The following is an 18,271-nucleotide window of genomic DNA, read 5'->3' as shown; positions in this document are numbered from 1 at the left end:
GAGAGATATTAAAAAGTAGAAATATAAAATTTCTAGTGAATGAAGGAAAATCCTTAGACAGTATTCTAGAAAATTTAACAGTTTATGGATCTTTGACAGGACAAACTAAAAAGGCTGAAGAAGTTTCAAGAATCTATAGAACTAAACTTGAAAACATAAAAGAGAAAATATCTAAAAAACCACTGAATAAAAAGGGAGCTTTTCTTTTCTCTACATCACCGATGATGGTATTTAATTCTGAATCACTACCTGGTCAAATATTTGAGATATTAGGGATTGAAAACATTTCAAAAGGACTGCCTGGTGGAAGGCCAATAGTGTCTCCAGAATATTTGATAGCTCAGAATCCCGATTTGTTAGTGGGTTCAATGGCAATAAGTAATAAAGATGACATATTAAACAGTAATCCATTTGTAAAGCAAACTAAGGCAGCAAAGAATGGAAGCATATTAATAGTAGATTCTAATAAAATATTAAGAGCAACTCCTAGAGTTATAGACGCCTTGGAAGATTTATATGCGGAGCTTTCAGATGTTAAATAAAATATTTTATTATTACAAAAAAGAAAAAGAGCTGTTGACTTATTTTTTGGTCAGCAGCTTTATTGTTACTGCCTTAGATTTATATGGGCCAATATTAGTTCAAGATTTAATTGACTATTCAATTCCAAATAAAGATATTCCAAAATTCTTAAAATATACATCAATACTACTAAGTGTATATGTGATTAGATTTTTATTTTCTATTTTTTCTAGTTACAAGGGTCAACTAATGGGAAATAAAATAAAATATAAAATGAGGGGAGATTTATTCAATAAAATTCTGAGTCAATCTCCTAAGTTTTTTCAAGAAAAACAAAGTGGGGACATAATAACTAGACTTACAAATGATCTTGAAAATGTGTCCTCACTTCTATATAGAGGACTAGAAGATTTTTTATTTTCAGTGTTATCAATAAGTGGGGCTATTATATTAATGTTAAATTTTAATGTGAAATTAGCTATAATAACTATGTTACCATTACCATTTGCAATCTATTTTACAATTTATCAAAATAAAAAATTAAAAATAGGATATGGAGAAGTAAGGAAAAAAATGTCGTCTCTTACATCAAATATACATAGTACTCTACGGGTAATATTTTTTATAAAAGATAATGCTTTAGAAGATGAAAAAATAAAAAAATTTAACAAAAATAATAAGAAACTTTTAGATATTGAAAATAAAAATGTATTTAATATTTCTTCTCTTATATCTGGAATAAATTTTTATAATCAATTTACTCAGTTATTGGTTATATTTGTTGGTGGTTATCTCCATATAAGAGGAGAGATAAGTTTTGGAATTATGGTAAGTTTTATATTGTTAATAAATAGATTTAGAATATATTTACTTAGACTGATGAGTTTAGTTGATACATTTCAAAGAGGCGCATCTGGAATTAGTAGATTTATAGAGATTACGAGCATGGAGTCTCCAAGTACAGGAAGTATTATTTTAAGTAAACCTATAGAAAGTATATCAATAAAAAATTTAGATTTTTATTATAAGGGGGATCAGATTTTAAAAAATTTATCGTTAGAAGTGTATAAAGGTCAAAAAATAGCCTTTGTAGGTGCAAGTGGAGTTGGAAAAACAACTTTATTTTCTTTATTGAAGAAAAATTTAGTTCCGAACAATGGAAATATTTTTATAAATGGAGAATGTTTGCAGACTTTGAATAGTAATGATTATTTGGCTCGAGTAGGAATTGTAGATCAAAATGAACACTTGATAGATGATACAATATTAGAAAATATTAAAATTATAAATAGAGATGTAAGTGATGAAAAATTACAGCAATCATTAGAATTTTCATATATCAAAGATTTAATACAAGATTTAGAATTAAAAGAGAATACGAAATTAGGAGAAAATGGAATAAATTTAAGTTCTGGACAAAAGCAAAGAGTAGCATTAGCTAGGTTATTTTTAAAATCACCCGATGTAATTTTATTAGATGAAGCAACATCAGCTCTTGATAATATTTTAGAATCAAAAATTATAAATAATTTAAACAATGAATTTAAAGATAAAATTATAATCGCTATTGCACATAGATTAAATACTTTGAAAAATTTTGATAAAATATTTGTGCTAGGTAAGGATGGAATTTTAGAGAGTGGAAATTTTGAAGAGCTTTTAGATAAAAAAAGATTTTTCTATAATATGTACACTGGAATAAACACATAAATAAAAAAAACCAAGAATATTAATCCTTGGTTTTTTATATCTTTTTAAAACTTTTTAGTTCTAGCAATTCTTGAGTTATTTCTGATAAAGTATTTTTGCCATCATTCATAGCAACAGCAATGATTAATCCTTCTACTATCGGAGCATCTGCTATAACGACTTTCTCTTTATTATAGTTATCGCCTAAAAATTCAATGGCAATTTCTGAATTTAAGATAGAACTTCCTAAATCTGCAAATATCAAAACTCCATTTTCAGAATAAGCTTTTTCAATAGCACTTTTTATGATTAAAGGATCTGAACCTAAATGATCTCCTTCAACCCCACTGCCATTTATAACTTCGAAGTCATATTTTTTCATTTCATTGCATAATTCTATTATTTCGTGAGCTAACTTTTTACTATGAGAGACAACTACAATTCCGACCATTTTTTCTCCTTTTAAATCTCTTCTTTTATTGTTTCTAATATTAAGTACGACGAGACCGCTCCAGGATCTAAAGTTCCAATACTTCGATCTCCTAAATAGGAAGCTCTACCTTTTGTAGCTTTTATATTTTTTGTATATTCCATGCCTTTTTTTCCAGCAATATAGGCCTGTTGAAAACATTCTTCTAAATTACATCCTTTTTCAGCTGCCATATTAAACGCTTCGGAGGCTGGAACTAATGTATCTAACATAGTTTTCTCACCTACGGTTGATTTTCCTCTTTCTTCAATACCTTTAATCATAGCTGAAAAAGTTTCTCCTATAGTTTTTTCATTAATTGTATCGCAATTTTTTAAATAACTTGCACCTCTCATAAGGGCCGTTGAATAAAGTGCTCCAGAAGCACCGCCTACATTGGACAATAAAAGCATGGCTATTTTATTTAAAACTTCATATTCTTTAAGGTTTTCAAAACTGGAAATGTTTTCTTCCAATTTTTTACCACCTCTTGATAAATTGACACCGTGGTCTCCATCTCCAATTTCTCTATCTAAATCGGTTAAATAGTCTTTATTAATTTCTATTTTATCTACTATTTTATTAATAATCTGCACTAATTTATTCATTATAATCCTCCTAGAAAGATTTGAACGCTATTGTATTAGATTTTGAATTTAAAAATTCTTTGGTCTCATTATCGAGTTTTAGGATACTTATAGAGAAGCCACCCATATCAAGTGATGTCATATAATTTCCAACGTAAACATTTGTACTTTTTACACCCTTTGAATTTAATATATCAATTACTTTATTATTAATAATACAAAGTTCCATAAGAGGAGTTTCTCCAAGACCATTTACTAAAACAGCAACTTCGTCATTTTCTTTTAGTTGAATTTCTTTTAAAATTTTATTAAGCAAATCCTCGGCATGTTCATCGGCAGTTTTTAATTTCTCTCTATGAGTACCAGGTTCCCCGTGTATTCCAAGTCCAATTTCTACTTCATCCTCTCCTAGTGTAAAGGATTCTTTTCCAGTAGTTGGAAGTATACATGGTTTTATTGCCATACCCATAGTTCTTAAATTATCAGTTACTTTTTTACCTAATGTCTTTAATTCATCTAATGAATAACCTTTTTCACTTGCAGCTCCGATTATTTTATGAACAAATACTGTTCCAGCAATACCTCTTCTTCCGATTGTATAAGTACTGTTTTCAACAGCAATATCATCAGCCACAATTAATTTATCAACTTTAATATTTTCCATGGCTGCCATTTCTTGAGCCATTTCAAAATTCATTATATCTCCACTGTAATTTTTTATAATAAGAAGAACTCCTTCTCCAGTATCAACAGCTTTTATAGCCTCGTAGACTTTATCAGCACTAGGAGATGTAAAAACTTCTCCAGCCACAGCAGCATCTAACATTCCATATCCAACAAATCCAGCATGAGATGGTTCATGTCCACTTCCACCACCACTAACAAGTGATACTTTTCCAATTTTTTTATCTTTTCTAACTATAATAGGTTGTTCATCTAATTTTTTAACAATATTTCCATGAGCCTTTGCTATTCCATTAATCATCTCTGTTACGATATTTTCAGGCTTGTTTATAAGTTTTTTCATTGATTATCCTCCCTATAGTATTTATTTTCCCATTATTGATATATACTTTTATAATTAGTAAATGTCAATATATAAATAAAAAATGATATTAAAAATTTGAAGGAATTAATGGAATTTGTTATAATATATAGTAATAATAATTTTTATTAGGGTGAAACTATGAAAAGAAAACTTTCAATCATACTTTTGATATTCACATTAGCAATTTTTGGAAATTTTAAAGATGAATTTCAACAAAAAAGTTATATGTATCAAACTGAGAATTCCATAATAAGAGAATCAAAATCAGAAAAAAATAACGAATATATCTCTATAACTTCATTAGATAATCAGACATTTTTAAAAACAAATCAAAATCAAAATAACAGTAATTACTTAAGTTTTAACCTTTCTCCGTTAATAAAAGTAATTAGTTTTAATGAAACTGTAATAGATATTAGCTACAAGATTTCTTTTATCTATTCAATTTTAGAAAGAGATGCAAAACGTGTGCTTAGAAATTAGAAACTTCCAGATATAAATAAGATTAAAAAGTATTTGTAAAATGGAGGAATTGATTATGGAGAAGTTATTATTGAATGATGAAGGTTTTGAGGATAAAGTATTAAAAGTTGTATGCATATATTTTTTAGTTGGATCATATACTTTGTTTGGTCTACTGATGGCTTATAAATTTTTTGAATATATTTTATAATTGGTTAAAAGCTGTTGACAAAAGAAATTTGTCAACAGCTTTTTTTTATTTACCCATAAACATTGACATTTAGAATTAATAAAGTATACTTGGTACTGAAAATTAAAAAATAATATAAAATAGCAGAGAAGAAAGAGAGCGCTATTCAATAAAAAAGTTTTATATTTTTTTTGAATCTCTCTTTTTTTTTATAAAAAAATTAATTTTAGGAGGGGATTGTATGAAAAAGGGGATTTTAAAAGTTTTAATGTTAGTTCTAAGTATTTTTTTAATTGGATGTGGAGGGGACAAAGAAAAAAAAGATGGTGGACAAACTAAAGCACCTGAAAAAAAAATAATAAAAATGAGTATGAAATTTGTTGATGATGAACAAACTGCTAAAACATTACATGAGGTAGCTAATAAAATAAATGAAAGATTAAAAGACAATCTTGAAATACAAGTATTTACAGGAGGGCAACTACCTATAGGGAAGGATAGTATGGAGCAAGTTGTTGGAGGAGCAAACTGGATATCAGTAGATGGAATAAATTTCCTAGGAGATTATATTCCTGATTATAATGCTGTAGTTGGTCCTATGCTATACAATACGTTTGATGAATATTTAGCTATGACTAAGAGTGATTTAGTAAAAAATTTAAATACAGAAGCGGAGAAAAAAGGTATTAAAGTTTTATCGTTAGATTATTTATTTGGATTTAGAAGCATGTTAACAGAAAAAGAAATAAAAACTCCAGAAGATTTAAAGGGATTAAAAATTAGAGTTCCTAACAGTCAGTTATATATGTTAACTTTAGAGGCTATGGGTGCAAATCCAACTCCATTACCATTTACAGAGGTATATAGTGGAATTCAACAAAAAGTTGTAGATGGATTAGAAGGATCTTTAATGACAATATATGGAACTAAAATTTATGAAGTAAGAAAACAAGTTTCTTTAACAAATCATCTTTTAGGAGTATCTGCGATAACTATATCAAATAAAGTTTGGAATGAATTAACTGATGATCAAAGAAAAGTTATTGAAGAGGAAATTTATAACGGAGGTATTTATAATACTAGTGAAACTGTTAAGTTAGAAAAAGAATATCAAAAAAAATTAGAGGAATTGGGAGTGAAATTTAATGAGGTTGATTCAGTAGCTTTCAATAAAGCAATTGAAAAAATTTATAGTCAATTCCCAAAATGGACTCCAGGAATTTATGACCAAATAATAGTTGAGTTAAATAAAATCAGAAATAAGTAAATTTGCTAGTTTGGAGGCTTACATGGAGAATGAGTTCTTAAAAAAAATAAAAGAAGTAGAGTTTGAAGCTTTGATTGGAAGTATAGCCATCAGTATAACTGTAATCCTTGTAATAGTAAATGTATTCCTAAGATATTTCTTAGGAATACAATATTCTTGGATAGAAGAAGTTTCAGTTGGATGTTTTATATGGACAGTATATTTAGGGGCAACAGCTGGATATAGAAAGAAAGGACTTATAGGAGTGGATGTTTTAACAAAAATTTTACCTCTTAAGGGAAGAAGAATTTTAAGGGTTATAACAAATACATTACTTTTAGTTTTATCGGCATCAATGTTTTATTTAAGTTATAACTACACAGCTTCATCAGATAAGATAACATCGGCACTAGAAGTATCATATGTATATATAAATAGCTCTTTACCAGTGGCATTTGGATTAATGACAGTTTATTCAGTTTATTTTTTTATCTATGATATTATTAATTTCAATGATTTAGAGATAGAAGCTATCGAAGAAAAAGAGGAATTTGAGTGTCAGATAGAGGATGTGATGATGTAATGGAGCCATTTATACCAGTTATTATTTTATTTGTATTATTTTTTCTAAATATTCCAATTGCTTTTGCTCTTATAGGGGCATCGTTATATTATTTCATATTTCAAAATAGCATAATGTCGGTTAATATGGTTATTCAGCAATTTGTAACTTCGGTTGAATCATTCCCATATTTAGCGGTTCCATTTTTTATAATGGTTGGATCTGTTATGAATTTTTCAGGAATTAGTTCAAGTTTAATGAAGATGGCAGAAGTATTAACAGGGCATATGATAGGTGGATTAGCTCAAGTAAACGTTATATTAAGTGCCATGATGGGTGGAATTTCAGGGTCAGCAAATGCTGACGCAGCAATGCAGTCAAAAATATTAGTCCCTGAAATGGTAAAAAGAAATTTTTCGAAGCCTTTCTCAGCAGCAGTAACAGCAGCATCGTCTTCAATAAGTCCGGTTATACCTCCAGGAACAAATTTGATAATTTATTCGTTAATAGCTAATGTGTCAGTTGCGAAAATGTTTTTGGCAGGTTATACGCCTGGAATTATGATGACAATAGCTCTTATGTTTGTTGTAAATATAATTTCTAAAAAAAGAGGTTATGCATCAACAAGAGATAAAAGGGCAACAATAAAAGAGATTTTATTTCAAGTAAAAGATTCTATATGGGCACTATTAATTCCTTTTGGAATTATTTTAGGGATGCGTATGGGACTTTTTACACCCACAGAAGCGGGAGGAGTTGCGGTTCTATTCTGTTTTGTAGTTGGAGTTTTTGTATACAAAAAACTTAAATGGGAACATGTTCCTATAATTTTAAAAGATACTGTATATGGAACAGGATCAGTTATGTTGCTTATAATAGGTGCAAAAGTTTTTGGATATTACTTAACACTGGAAAGAATACCACAAATGATAACAAATTTATTGGTAGGATTTACAGATAATAGATACATGTTATTGTTTATTGTAAATTTATTGTTACTTTTTGTTGGAATGTTTTTAGAAGGAGGCGCAGCTTTAGTAATACTTGCACCACTTTTAGTACCAGCAGCTTTAAAGGTTGGAATAGACCCAATACAATTTGGAGTCATATTAATTGTTAATATTATGATAGGAGGGATAACACCACCTTTTGGTTCAATGATGTTTACTACATGTACTATAGTTGGAGTAAAACTCGATGAATTTATAAAGGAAATTATGCCTTTTATATTAGCTCTTTTAGTGGTTTTAGCTATTTTAACTTATTCGGAAACAATAGCACTATATATACCAAATCTATTAATGTAAACTAAGGGGGTATTAAATGAAAGCGAAAACATTATTAGCGTTAACTATGGTAGGATTATCTTTAGTTACTTTTTCAAAAGATGAAAAAAAGATTATTATAGCCCATAGAGGAGCTAGTGGATATTTACCTGAACATACGCTTGAATCAAAAGCTTTAGCCTTTGGACAAGGCGCAGACTATCTAGAACAAGATTTGGTTATGACTAAGGATAATAAAGTAGTTGTGATTCATGATCACTTTTTAGATCAACTATCAGATGTGGCTAAACAGTATCCAAATAGAGCTAGAAAAGATGGAAGATACTATGTAATGGATTTTACTTTAGATGAGATAAAAGGTTTGAATATGACTGAGAATTTTACTACAAAAAATGGGGAAGAAAAACTTGTATATGAAGGAAGATTCCCTTTATGGAAATCGTCATTTAAGATTCATACTTTACAAGAGGAGTTAGAATTTATCCAAGGATTAGAAAAAACTACGGGAAAAAGAATTGGTATATATCCAGAGATAAAAGCACCTTGGCTACATCATCAAGAGGGAAAAGATATAGCTAAAGAAACTTTGAAAATTTTAAAAAGTTATGGATATACAAGTAAAGAAGATCCAATATATTTTCAAGTTTTTGATTTCAATGAACTAAAAAGAGTTAAAAATGAGCTTATGCCAGAGATGGGAATGAACTTAAAGCTAGTTCAATTGGTTGCTTATACTGATTGGAATGAGACTATGGAAAAAAATAAAAAAGGTGAATGGGTAAATTATAACTATGACTGGATGTTTACTCCAGAAGGAGCAAAAGAGATATCTAAATATGCAGATGGAATTGGACCAGCATGGTATATGTTAATAAATGAGAAAGAATCTAAAAAAGGAAATGTAAAACTAACTCCGTTAGTGGAATATATTGGACAAAATAATTTAGAATTACATCCATATACAGTTAGAAAAGATGCTTTGCCAGATTATGTAAATAATATTGATGAGATGTTTGATGTTATATTTAATAAAACTAACTCAACAGGTGTATTTACAGATTTTCCAGATTTAGGAGTTAAATATTTAGAGAACCAAAATAAATAAAGCTGAAATGAGGTTATAATATGAGTGGGTTGGGGTCAACAGAAATATTATTTAGATTAATAGTTTCTTCAATATTGGGGGGGTGTATAGGACTAGAAAGAGAATTAAAGAATAAATCAGCAGGATTTGTAACTTTAATTTTGGTATGTTTAGGTTCTACAACAATAGCACTTTTACAAGAAGAACTATTAATCAGACAAATAAACTTAATAACAGCTCAGCCTAATCTCATAGAGAGTTATAAATTGGATATAACAAGACTGTCAGCTCAAGTTATAACGGGAGTAGGATTTATAGGTGGAGGAGCTATAGTTTATTCAAATGATAAAGTTTCAGGAATAACAACAGCGGCTACTTTATGGATAACGGCAGCTATTGGGCTAGCAGTAGGTTATGGTTTTATTTTTCTATCCACAGTATCTTTTTTAATAGTAGTTTTAACTTTAATAGGTATGAAAATATTAGAAAGAAAAGTTATAACAATGGTGAAAAATAAAAAAGCAGTTAAATATAATTTGGAAAAAGAGGGGCAAAAAATAGATGAAAGATTATAAAGGATATCTATTTGATATAGATGGAACATTACTTTTGGGAGATGTTTTAATATCTGGTGCCAAGGAAAAAATAGAGGAGTTAAGAAAAAAGGGAAAAACGATAGGTTTTTACACAAATAACTCATCTAAAAATCCGAAAAGTTATATAGAAAAATTTAAAAAATTAGGAATCGATATTGAGTTAAAAGAGGTGATAACAGCAGGAGTAGTATTAGCTGATTATCTAAAGAATAGTTGTAAAAATAAAAAGATATTTATAGTAGGAACAAAAGATTATAAAAACTATTGCAAAAATTTGGATATAAATATAGTTGATGAAAATGATGAATTTGAATTTTCTGAAATAGATATAGTTGTTGTAACATTAGATTCTGAATTAAATTATAAAAAATTAGAAATTGCTTGTGAACTTTTACATGGTGATGTAGAATATTTAGCAGCGAATGAAGATTTAGTATATCCAGTTCAGGGAGGGATATTCTTACCTGATTGTAGAGCTATCTGCAATATGATAGAACTATGTATAAAAAAAACACCTAAGTATTTTGGAAAACCTAAAAAAATTATGCTAGATTACGCATTAAAGAATTTAAGTTTAGAAAAAGATGAAGTGGTAATAGTGGGAGATAGACTATACACTGATATAGCTTCAGGGAATATAAATGGTTGTAATACTATCTTAGTTTTAACAGGAGAAGCAACAAAAGATAGTGAAAGTATATATAAACCAATGTATACCATAGATAGTGTTGCTGAGATAAAAATATATTAATGATATGGAACTAATATTTGCTTTTATTTTGAGAGGGATCTTAGATTTATTCTAGGGGTCCTCTTTTTTAATTTTAAATATTTAATAAATATTTAATAAATATAAAGGTATTAAAATAGTTCCGAAAAAAGTGAAATGAAATTATAGTTGAACAAAATAAACTTTAAAAGTATAATTTTAGATATAAAATTATAAACTTGGGAGGAACAATGTCTGATAAAATCAATAAAATAAGCGGTTGGGAATTTTTCCAAAATTTGGGAAAAACTTTCACATTACCAGTAGCGTTATTAGCTGCAATGGGAATATTCTTAGGAATAGGATCAGCATTTACAGGTGGAAAAACTATTGAAATGTTTCCATTCTTAGGGAATTCATTTTTACAACTATTATTTAATTTTATGATAAAAATAAGTTTGGTTGCATTTAATTTTTTACCTTTAATGTTTGCGGTAGCTATTCCATTGGGACTTGCTAGAGAAAATAAAGAAATAGCTGCATTTTCAGGACTTTTAGGTTATATATCTATGCAGTTAGGAACAAATTTCTATCTTTCTAGTAAGGGAATAATGGCTGTTACAGATACAAAGATGATAATGGGAATACAAAGTATAGATACAGGAGCTTTAGGTGCTCTTATCTGTGGAATTTTAGTTTTCTTAATACATGAAAAATTTCAATATGTTGAATTACCAGATGCTTTTTCTTTCTTTGGAGGAACTAGATTTGTAGCTATAGCTACAGTTGTATTGATGTCAATAGTTGGTTTAGCAGTTCCACTTATTTGGCCTTACTTTGCAGCTGTTATCAACCAAGTTGGAGCAATTATACAAAAATCTGGAAATTTTGGACCATTCTTATTTGGAGATGGAGAAAGATTATTATTACCGTTTGGACTTCATCATATTTTAGTTGCTACGATGAGATTCACAGAGGCTGGAGGAAAAATAATTACAGAATCTGGAGAAACTATAACAGGAGCACTAAATATATTCTATCATCAATTTTCTAAAGGGCCTGAATTTGTATCTCCAGAGTATACAAGATTTCTTTCTCAAGGAAAGATGCCAACGTTTATTTTTGGTCTTACAGGGGCAGCACTAGCTATGTATAAGTCAGCTTTTGCAGAAAATAAAACTAAAGTAAAAGGGCTTTTAATTTCAGCGGTAGTTGCAGCAGCAGTAGGAGGAATAACAGAACCTATTGAATTCATATTCTTATTTATTGCACCTGCTCTTTATGTATTCCATTCAATTATGACTGGACTTGGATTTATGGTAATGGGAATATTAAAACTTATAATTGGAAATACAGATGGAAATATAATTGACTTTTTAATATTTGGAGTTTTACAAGGTACTTGGACAAAATGGTATCTTGTACTTCCAGTAGGAATGCTTTGGTTCACTGTTTATTATGTAGTATTTAAATGGTATATTGAAAAATATAATATTTTAACTCCTGGAAGAGATAATTCAGAATTAGCTAGAGAAGCTGTTAGCAGTGGAGATATCGGAGGATATACTGCTAAAATTATGTTAGAGGCTCTTGGTGGAAAAGATAATATAGTGACACTTGATAATTGTATAACTAGATTAAGACTTGTTGTGAAAGATGCGAATCTTGTTGATACAGATGCCGTAAAAGCAGCTGGAGCAGTTAATGTAGTTAAATTAAACGATACGAATGTTCAAGTAATAATTGGAACAAAAGTTCAGATTCTAAAAAAACAACTGCAAAAATTAATTTAAAACTTTAAAAAGGTGGAAAAAATGGATTTTAATAAAGTAATAGATAGAAGAGGTACTTTTTGTACTCAGTGGGATTATATAGAGGACAGATTTGGTAAAGGAAATGGAGATTTAACTCCATTTTCTATATCAGATACAGATTTTCAAGCTGCTCCTGAAATATTGGAAGAGATTGTAGAAAGAACTCAACATGGTATATTTGGATATTCTCGTTGGAACCATACTGAGTATAAAAGTTCTATTCAAAGCTGGTTTGAAAAAAGATATGAAACTATAATTAAAGAAGATTGGGTTATATATGCTCCGTCAGTTCTTTATTCTATAAATTTACTTTTAGAAATTTTATTGGACAATGATAGAAAAGTTATGACACACACACCTAGATATGATGGATTCACAAAATTTTTATCTAATTATAATCTTTATGAGATTGAGTTAAAAGAGATTTCAAAAGGGAATTATGTAACTGATTTTGAAAAAATAGAAGAAGGATTTAAAGATGGAGTTTCAGCATTTTTACTTTGTAATCCAGAAAATCCTGTGGGAAAAGTGTGGACAGAAGATGAACTTATAAAACTTACTAAGCTTTGTAAAAAATATAAAGTATATTTGATATCGGATGATATTCATATGGATATTACAAGAAAGAAATATACCCCTGTTTTAAAAATTGACTCTGAGTATAGTATAATTTTAAGTTCTACATCAAAAACTTTTAATATACCATCTCTTGGAGGATCATATGGAATAATTCCTCAAGATGAAATTAGAGAGAAATTTTTACATCATCTTAAGAATGTAGATTCAGTTTCTTCACCAACAATATTCTCAGTTTTATCTACAATAACAGCTTATAATAAATGTGAATATTGGGTAAATAGTTTAAATGAATATATAGATAAGAACTGTGAGTACGTTATGAAGGAGCTAGATGGATATAAAGGATTAGAAGTTTATATACCAGAGGCTACATATCTTATGTGGATAGGATTTAAAAATTTAAATATTTCTCAAGAACAATTTCAAAAGGCCCTTATAGAAGAAGGGAAAGTTGCAATAATGTCAGGTGAGATGTATGGAGATAAGCATAAAATAAGATTGAATGTTGGATGTCCTATGGAAAAAGTAAAAGTCGGAGTAAATGGTATAAAGAGAGCTATTGAAAAACTAATGAATTAAGGTTATAATAATTCTAGGTGATGACATGAGTTTAAAAAGAAAAGATATCGATGTTTTGTTAAAAATAAATAAAAATTTAATATCAGTGAAAGAGCTTTCTATAGCTACTGAGATTAGTGAAAGAAACCTGAGATATATTGTAGAGAACTTAAACCATTATTTAGAAAAAATACTAAATAAAAAAATAGTAAAAGAAAAAATGAAAATGTCCATCTCCTTAAGCCAAGAGGAAATGGACATTTTTTTGAATTATGTTTATAACGATATATATGTAATGGAACAAGAGGAGAGAATAGAAGATATTTTATTGATTTTTTTATTCAAAGATAAAGTTACATTAAGTTCGATAGAAAGAAAACTGGATATAACTAGAGGAACATTAAAAAAGGATATTATTCAGCTTAATGAAAATATTGAAAAATATCAAATTAAATTGGAGCTAAAAAATAATTATTTTATGATTTGTGGAAATGAAAAAAAACTGAGACATTTAAAAATGATGAAAATCTTAGAACATTTCCAAATAAACAATTTATTTATAAAAGAGAGGAAAACTTTTGATATAAATCATAAAAAGAAATCAGGAATAATATTTGACTGGATAGAAATATCAAATTTAGCACAGATAATAAATACTATAGATATTGTGGAAAAATCATTAGAATCAAAATTTGAAGAGAGTTTTAAAGAAATAATGATTTTTTATCTTTTAGTAACTTTAGAAAGAATAAATTCTAAAAAATTTATTGAGAGAAAAAATAATCAAAATTATTTAATAACTCTACCTCAATATGAAATTGTAAAATCTTCATTAAAGGACCTAATATCAGAGAAACTAACCTTCGAATTATTACATCTAACAGAATATTTTATAAGCGGATCACAATCAAAAAATCTGCAAGAAGAAAGACTCAATATAGAGTTATTTACAAAAGATTGTTTAAAAAAATTATCTGTAACATTAAATACCAACTTTTTAAAATATGATGGATTGGCAGATGAAATAATAGAATACTTAATTCCAGCAATTTACAGAATGAAGAATAATTTCACTTTAAATCTAAATCTAATAAAAAATAAAATATATCCACATTTAAAACAGATAGCTAATGCCGATAAATATTTGAGTGAAAAATTCAGAGATGAAGAAATCTTATATATTTCTAATCTTATTCAAAGATATGATGAAAAATATTTAGATGAAAAGATAGATTTAAATGAATTTTTAAAAATAATTGAAGAAAATTCTAAAAATCCGTCATTAGATACTATTAAAGAAATTTTACTAGAAAAATATAATAGATTCTTTAGATAAAAAAAGGAAGGATATTCAAAATTAATTGAAATATCCTTCCTTTTTTTTATTTTCCTAAAAGAACTTTTTCTGCTGTTATTGGTAAGTTTCTAACTCTTACTCCAGACGCTTTATAAACTGCATCAGCTATAGCTGGAGCGGGAGAATTTATAACAATTTCTCCAATTGACTTTGCACCAAATGGTCCTGAAGCTTCATAAGAATCTACAAATTCAACTCTAATACTTTTAAAATCTTTTCTCGATGGAATCTTATATTGCATAAGTGTATCTGTCATAAGTTTTCCATTTTTATTAAATTGAATATCTTCAGTAAGAGCAAGGCCAATTCCTTGAACAGTTCCTCCTTCCACTTGAACCTGAGCAAGATTTGGATTAATTCTTGTTCCACAATCTACAACTGAAAGAAAGTCTAAAACTTCTATTTCACCAGTAAATGTATCTACTTCAACTTCAGCAAATCCTGCTATAAATGGAGGAGGAGATTTTGGTCCACCCCAAGTTCCTGTCGTAGTTATTTGATTCATTCCTTCATAAGAAATAAGTCTTTGTCCTAAATCCTCTAAAGAAAGATCTGAATAATTAATTTCATCTTCTGGAATATTTAAAAGCTTACTTGTGCCTTTTAAAATTTCATTTTTCATTTTTTCAGCAGCAATTATTACAGCATTACCTGTTACGTAAGTTCCACTTGAAGCATAAGCTCCAGGATCATAAGGTGAAATATCAGTGTCAGCTGAATGGATTATTATTTTTTCTAAAGGAACTTCTAGAATTTCAGCTGCCATTTGACTTAAAATAGTGTCGCATCCTTGTCCCATATCAGTAACACCAACGAAAAGGTTGAAGTCACCTCTATCACTAAACTTTATAGTTGCAGCAGCAGTATCAATACCACCGATACCTGAACCCTGCATAGTTACAGCCATTCCTGCTGCTCTAACTTTTCCATTTCCCATATCTCTGACTTTTGATTTTTCTTTCCAGTTGAAACTTTCTTTTCCAATTTCAACACATTTTTTAATATCACCACTTGTTACATATTTTTCTGGAGATGGTTCTACAAGATTTTTCAATCTTACTTCAGTTGAATCTAACTTTAACTCATGAGCAAGTTCATTTATTGCGGATTCAACAGCAAAAGTCCCCTGTGTTGCTCCATACCCTCTAAAAGCTCCACCAACTGTAGTGTTTGAATAAACTATAGTTGCATTCAATCTCATAGGTACTTTGTCATACAGAGGGAATGTTTTAAAAGCTACAAGAGGTGTAACTGTTGGAGCATGTTCTCCATAAGCTCCCGTATTTGATAGAGTATTAATATCGATTGCTTTAATATTACCCTGTAAATCAGATCCAATTTTTACTGTTATTCTCATAGCATGTCTAGTTGTTGTACAAGTATGAGTTTCCCTTCTATCATATATAATTTTTGAAGGTTTTCCTGTTTTTAGAGTAACAAAAGCAGAGTATATTTCAGTAGCTGCTGTTTGTTTTCCTCCGAATCCTCCACCTATTCTAGGTTTGATAACTCTAATTTTTCCTGCTGGAATTTCAAGAGCTCTAGCTAAATGTCTTCTCACATGGAAAGGAATTTGAGTAGAAGAGATAACTGTTAATCTTCCATTAGTATCTAAATAACTTAAAGAACGATAAGTCTCCATCATAGCATGAATTTGAGGTTGAGTGTAGTAAGTTCTTTCAATAACTACATCACTATTTTTAAATCCATCTTCTACTCCAGGTTTCTCTTGAAAATATTTTGAAGCTATATTTTTTTCCTTCTCTAATCCAATATCGAAATTTGTAAAAACATCTTCAGGATGCACTATAGTTTTAGATTCTGTAGCTTTTTCATAATCTATAACAGCGTCCAATATTTCGTATTCAACTTTTATTAATTTCATGGCTTTTTTGGCAGATTTTTCATCTTCAGCAGCTATTATTGCTACAGCATCTCCAACATATCTAACATATTCGTCTAATATTCTTCTGTCATATGGAGACGGCTCAGGATAACCTTGTCCTGCAAGAGTAAATCTAGTTTTAGGAGTATCGAAATGAGTGAATATAGCTTCAACTCCTGGAACTTTTTTAGCTATATCTGTATTTATACTTTTTATTTTTGCAAAAGCATGGGGAGATCTCAATATTTTTATTATAAGTGGATTATTATTTAAACATAAATCATCAGTATATGATGGTATTCCAGTAATAACTCCGATACTATCGACTTTTTTAATAGATTTATTTACTATTTTCATTGTTTTTTTCTGCCTCCAAGAAATTTCTAATTGCTCTAAGCTGAGATACATATCCGCTACATCTACATAGAGTTCCATTTAAATAATGTAAAATTTCTTCATCTGTTGGATTTGATAATTCCTTTTTCATAGATAGAACTGTCATTGTAAAACCTGGAGAACAAAATCCACACTGTTCAGCTCCCTCTGTAGCCATAAAATTTGCAAATTTTTTAGCTTCTTCTTGAAAAGCTTCTATTGTTTCAATTTTTTTATTATTAGCTCTCATAGATAAAGTACTGCAAGAAAGGATAGGTTTTCCATCTAATACAACTGTACAAAGTCCACATGATCCAGTATCGCATCCTCTTTTAACGCTTAAATAACCTGCTTTTCTTAATGTATCAACCAAGTACTCATCAGCAGAAACTATTAGTTCTTTTTTTCTTCCATTTATTGTTGTAGTTAAAATCATATTATAGTACCTCCTGAAGGGCTCTTTTAAGCATTACTTTGCAAATTGCACGACGATACTCTTCTGAAGCTCTCATATTGCTTTCGAAAACGATTTCATTGCTTAAAGTTTCAAATAATGTATCTGAAATCTCTTGAGTAGAGTTTAAAATATCCATAGTTTTTTTAGCTAAAACAGCTTTTCCTGGTCTTGCACCAACGGCTATTTTAAATTTATTTTCAGAGTTTTTAGTTAGCACTAAATTTAGTACTGCATAATCACTTTTAGTTCTTCTTATAGTTTGGAAGTTTCCAATAGAATTAGATTTTTTTATTTTTATTTCTACAAGAATATCTCTTCTGATAGTATCTTCTTTTAAGAAATCTTCCAGTTCTATCTCTCCTCCACCTTGTAGAACAACAGTTGTTTCTAAAGCTAAAAGAACCGGAATTAAATCTGAGAATCCATATTTAGAGAATACAGTAGCTCCAACAGTAACGTTATTTCTAAACTGTACTCCTAGGATATTTTCTACACATTTAGAGATGATTCCACTAAAATGGCTTTTTAGAATTGGATTTACTTCTAAATCACGAAAAGATGTCATAGCTCCTATATGTAAAAAATCTCTTGCCTCATTAATATAGGAAAGAGATAAATTACTAAGATCTATGGCCGTATTAAATTGAGTGTCTCCCATTCTTAAATAAGAAGTACCACCCAAAATAATATTTTTTTTATTTTTTACAAGCTCATTGTAAGCTGAGTCTAAAGAGTCAGCTAAGAGATAATTAGAAAATTGTAACAAAATAAGACCTCCAGATATATCTATTTTAAT

At 28.9% G+C, this 18,271-nt stretch carries 19 protein-coding genes; 13 read left to right on the top strand and 6 right to left on the bottom strand.

The features are described from left to right. The coding region (locus H3N56_RS01725) for an ABC transporter substrate-binding protein (RefSeq protein ID WP_185879618.1) at positions 1–542 on the top strand (542 nt) is incomplete at its 5' end. Beyond that, positions 532–2,232, top strand: coding sequence for an ABC transporter ATP-binding protein (locus tag H3N56_RS01720; RefSeq protein ID WP_185879617.1), 1,701 nt, complete (start codon positions 532–534; stop codon positions 2,230–2,232). The genes H3N56_RS01725 and H3N56_RS01720, both read left to right, overlap by 11 nt. 34 nt (positions 2,233–2,266) lie before the next feature. Here the strand turns inward: H3N56_RS01720 and dhaM are convergent, their stop codons facing one another. From dhaM to dhaK, 3 genes are read right to left on the bottom strand one after another with little or no spacing between them, the layout of a single operon-like run. Then, a complete protein-coding gene (dhaM, locus tag H3N56_RS01715) occupies positions 2,267–2,662 on the bottom strand; it encodes a dihydroxyacetone kinase phosphoryl donor subunit DhaM (protein WP_185879616.1) in 396 nt (131 codons plus the stop codon). An 11-nt stretch (positions 2,663–2,673) separates the two neighbouring features. Further along, entirely contained in the window at positions 2,674–3,288 is a 615-nt protein-coding gene (gene dhaL / locus H3N56_RS01710) for a dihydroxyacetone kinase subunit DhaL (RefSeq protein ID WP_185879615.1), read from the bottom strand. A gap of 10 nt (positions 3,289–3,298) precedes the next feature. Next, the gene (gene dhaK, locus H3N56_RS01705; RefSeq protein WP_185879614.1) at positions 3,299–4,294 is read right to left on the bottom strand and encodes a dihydroxyacetone kinase subunit DhaK; all 996 of its coding nucleotides are present in this window, start codon (positions 4,292–4,294) and stop codon (positions 3,299–3,301) included. A gap of 159 nt (positions 4,295–4,453) precedes the next feature. On the opposite strand from dhaK, the gene H3N56_RS01700 reads away from it, so the two are divergent. The 11 genes from H3N56_RS01700 to H3N56_RS01655 all read left to right on the top strand — a co-directional run bounded on the left by H3N56_RS01700 (position 4,454) and on the right by H3N56_RS01655 (position 14,737). After that, complete coding sequence (locus H3N56_RS01700; RefSeq protein WP_185879613.1) at positions 4,454–4,798, top strand: hypothetical protein; 345 nt, start codon at positions 4,454–4,456, stop codon at positions 4,796–4,798. A 55-nt stretch (positions 4,799–4,853) separates the two neighbouring features. After that, on the top strand, positions 4,854–4,988 hold the full coding sequence (locus tag H3N56_RS13270; RefSeq protein ID WP_255492122.1) for a hypothetical protein: 135 nt from the start codon (positions 4,854–4,856) through the stop codon (positions 4,986–4,988). A gap of 220 nt (positions 4,989–5,208) precedes the next feature. Further along, positions 5,209–6,234: a C4-dicarboxylate TRAP transporter substrate-binding protein gene (locus tag H3N56_RS01695; protein WP_185879612.1), complete on the top strand. Its 1,026-nt coding sequence runs from the start codon at positions 5,209–5,211 to the stop codon at positions 6,232–6,234. A gap of 22 nt (positions 6,235–6,256) precedes the next feature. Further along, positions 6,257–6,796, top strand: coding sequence for a TRAP transporter small permease (locus tag H3N56_RS01690; protein ID WP_185879611.1), 540 nt, complete (start codon positions 6,257–6,259; stop codon positions 6,794–6,796). Further along, the gene (locus H3N56_RS01685; RefSeq protein WP_185879636.1) at positions 6,796–8,082 is read left to right on the top strand and encodes a TRAP transporter large permease; all 1,287 of its coding nucleotides are present in this window, start codon (positions 6,796–6,798) and stop codon (positions 8,080–8,082) included. The genes H3N56_RS01690 and H3N56_RS01685 overlap by 1 nt, the downstream gene beginning before the upstream one ends. Positions 8,083–8,098: 16 nt before the next feature. After that, the gene (gene glpQ / locus H3N56_RS01680) at positions 8,099–9,166 is read left to right on the top strand and encodes a glycerophosphodiester phosphodiesterase (RefSeq protein WP_185879610.1); all 1,068 of its coding nucleotides are present in this window, start codon (positions 8,099–8,101) and stop codon (positions 9,164–9,166) included. 20 nt (positions 9,167–9,186) lie between these two features. After that, a complete protein-coding gene (locus H3N56_RS01675; RefSeq protein WP_185879609.1) occupies positions 9,187–9,720 on the top strand; it encodes an MgtC/SapB family protein in 534 nt (177 codons plus the stop codon). Further along, positions 9,707–10,492: an HAD-IIA family hydrolase gene (locus tag H3N56_RS01670; RefSeq protein ID WP_185879608.1), complete on the top strand. Its 786-nt coding sequence runs from the start codon at positions 9,707–9,709 to the stop codon at positions 10,490–10,492. The genes H3N56_RS01675 and H3N56_RS01670 overlap by 14 nt, the downstream gene beginning before the upstream one ends. Before the next feature lie 209 nt (positions 10,493–10,701). Beyond that, the gene (malX, locus tag H3N56_RS01665) at positions 10,702–12,243 is read left to right on the top strand and encodes a maltose/glucose-specific PTS transporter subunit IIBC (RefSeq protein WP_185879607.1); all 1,542 of its coding nucleotides are present in this window, start codon (positions 10,702–10,704) and stop codon (positions 12,241–12,243) included. 21 nt (positions 12,244–12,264) lie between these two features. Next, a complete protein-coding gene (locus tag H3N56_RS01660) occupies positions 12,265–13,422 on the top strand; it encodes a MalY/PatB family protein (protein ID WP_185879606.1) in 1,158 nt (385 codons plus the stop codon). 25 nt (positions 13,423–13,447) lie between these two features. After that, positions 13,448–14,737, top strand: a complete 1,290-nt coding sequence (locus H3N56_RS01655; RefSeq protein ID WP_185879605.1) for a helix-turn-helix domain-containing protein — start codon at positions 13,448–13,450, stop codon at positions 14,735–14,737. 46 nt (positions 14,738–14,783) lie between these two features. Here H3N56_RS01655 and H3N56_RS01650 read toward each other — a convergent pair whose 3' ends face one another. From H3N56_RS01650 to H3N56_RS01640, 3 genes are read right to left on the bottom strand one after another with little or no spacing between them, the layout of a single operon-like run. Continuing rightward, complete coding sequence (locus H3N56_RS01650) at positions 14,784–17,000, bottom strand: xanthine dehydrogenase family protein molybdopterin-binding subunit (RefSeq protein ID WP_185879604.1); 2,217 nt, start codon at positions 16,998–17,000, stop codon at positions 14,784–14,786. After that, complete coding sequence (locus H3N56_RS01645) at positions 16,984–17,454, bottom strand: (2Fe-2S)-binding protein (RefSeq protein WP_185879603.1); 471 nt, start codon at positions 17,452–17,454, stop codon at positions 16,984–16,986. Before H3N56_RS01645 ends, H3N56_RS01650 begins: the two co-directional genes overlap by 17 nt. 1 nt (position 17,455) lies before the next feature. Continuing rightward, on the bottom strand, positions 17,456–18,241 hold the full coding sequence (locus H3N56_RS01640) for a xanthine dehydrogenase family protein subunit M (protein WP_185879602.1): 786 nt from the start codon (positions 18,239–18,241) through the stop codon (positions 17,456–17,458). Between the last annotated feature and the right edge of the window lie 30 nt (positions 18,242–18,271).

This window comes from Cetobacterium sp. 2A, from assembly GCF_014250685.1.
GTDB lineage: Bacteria > Fusobacteriota > Fusobacteriia > Fusobacteriales > Fusobacteriaceae > Cetobacterium.
The sequence above is the reverse complement of the archived record's forward strand: the minus strand, read 5'-3'. Positions and strand labels throughout refer to the sequence as shown.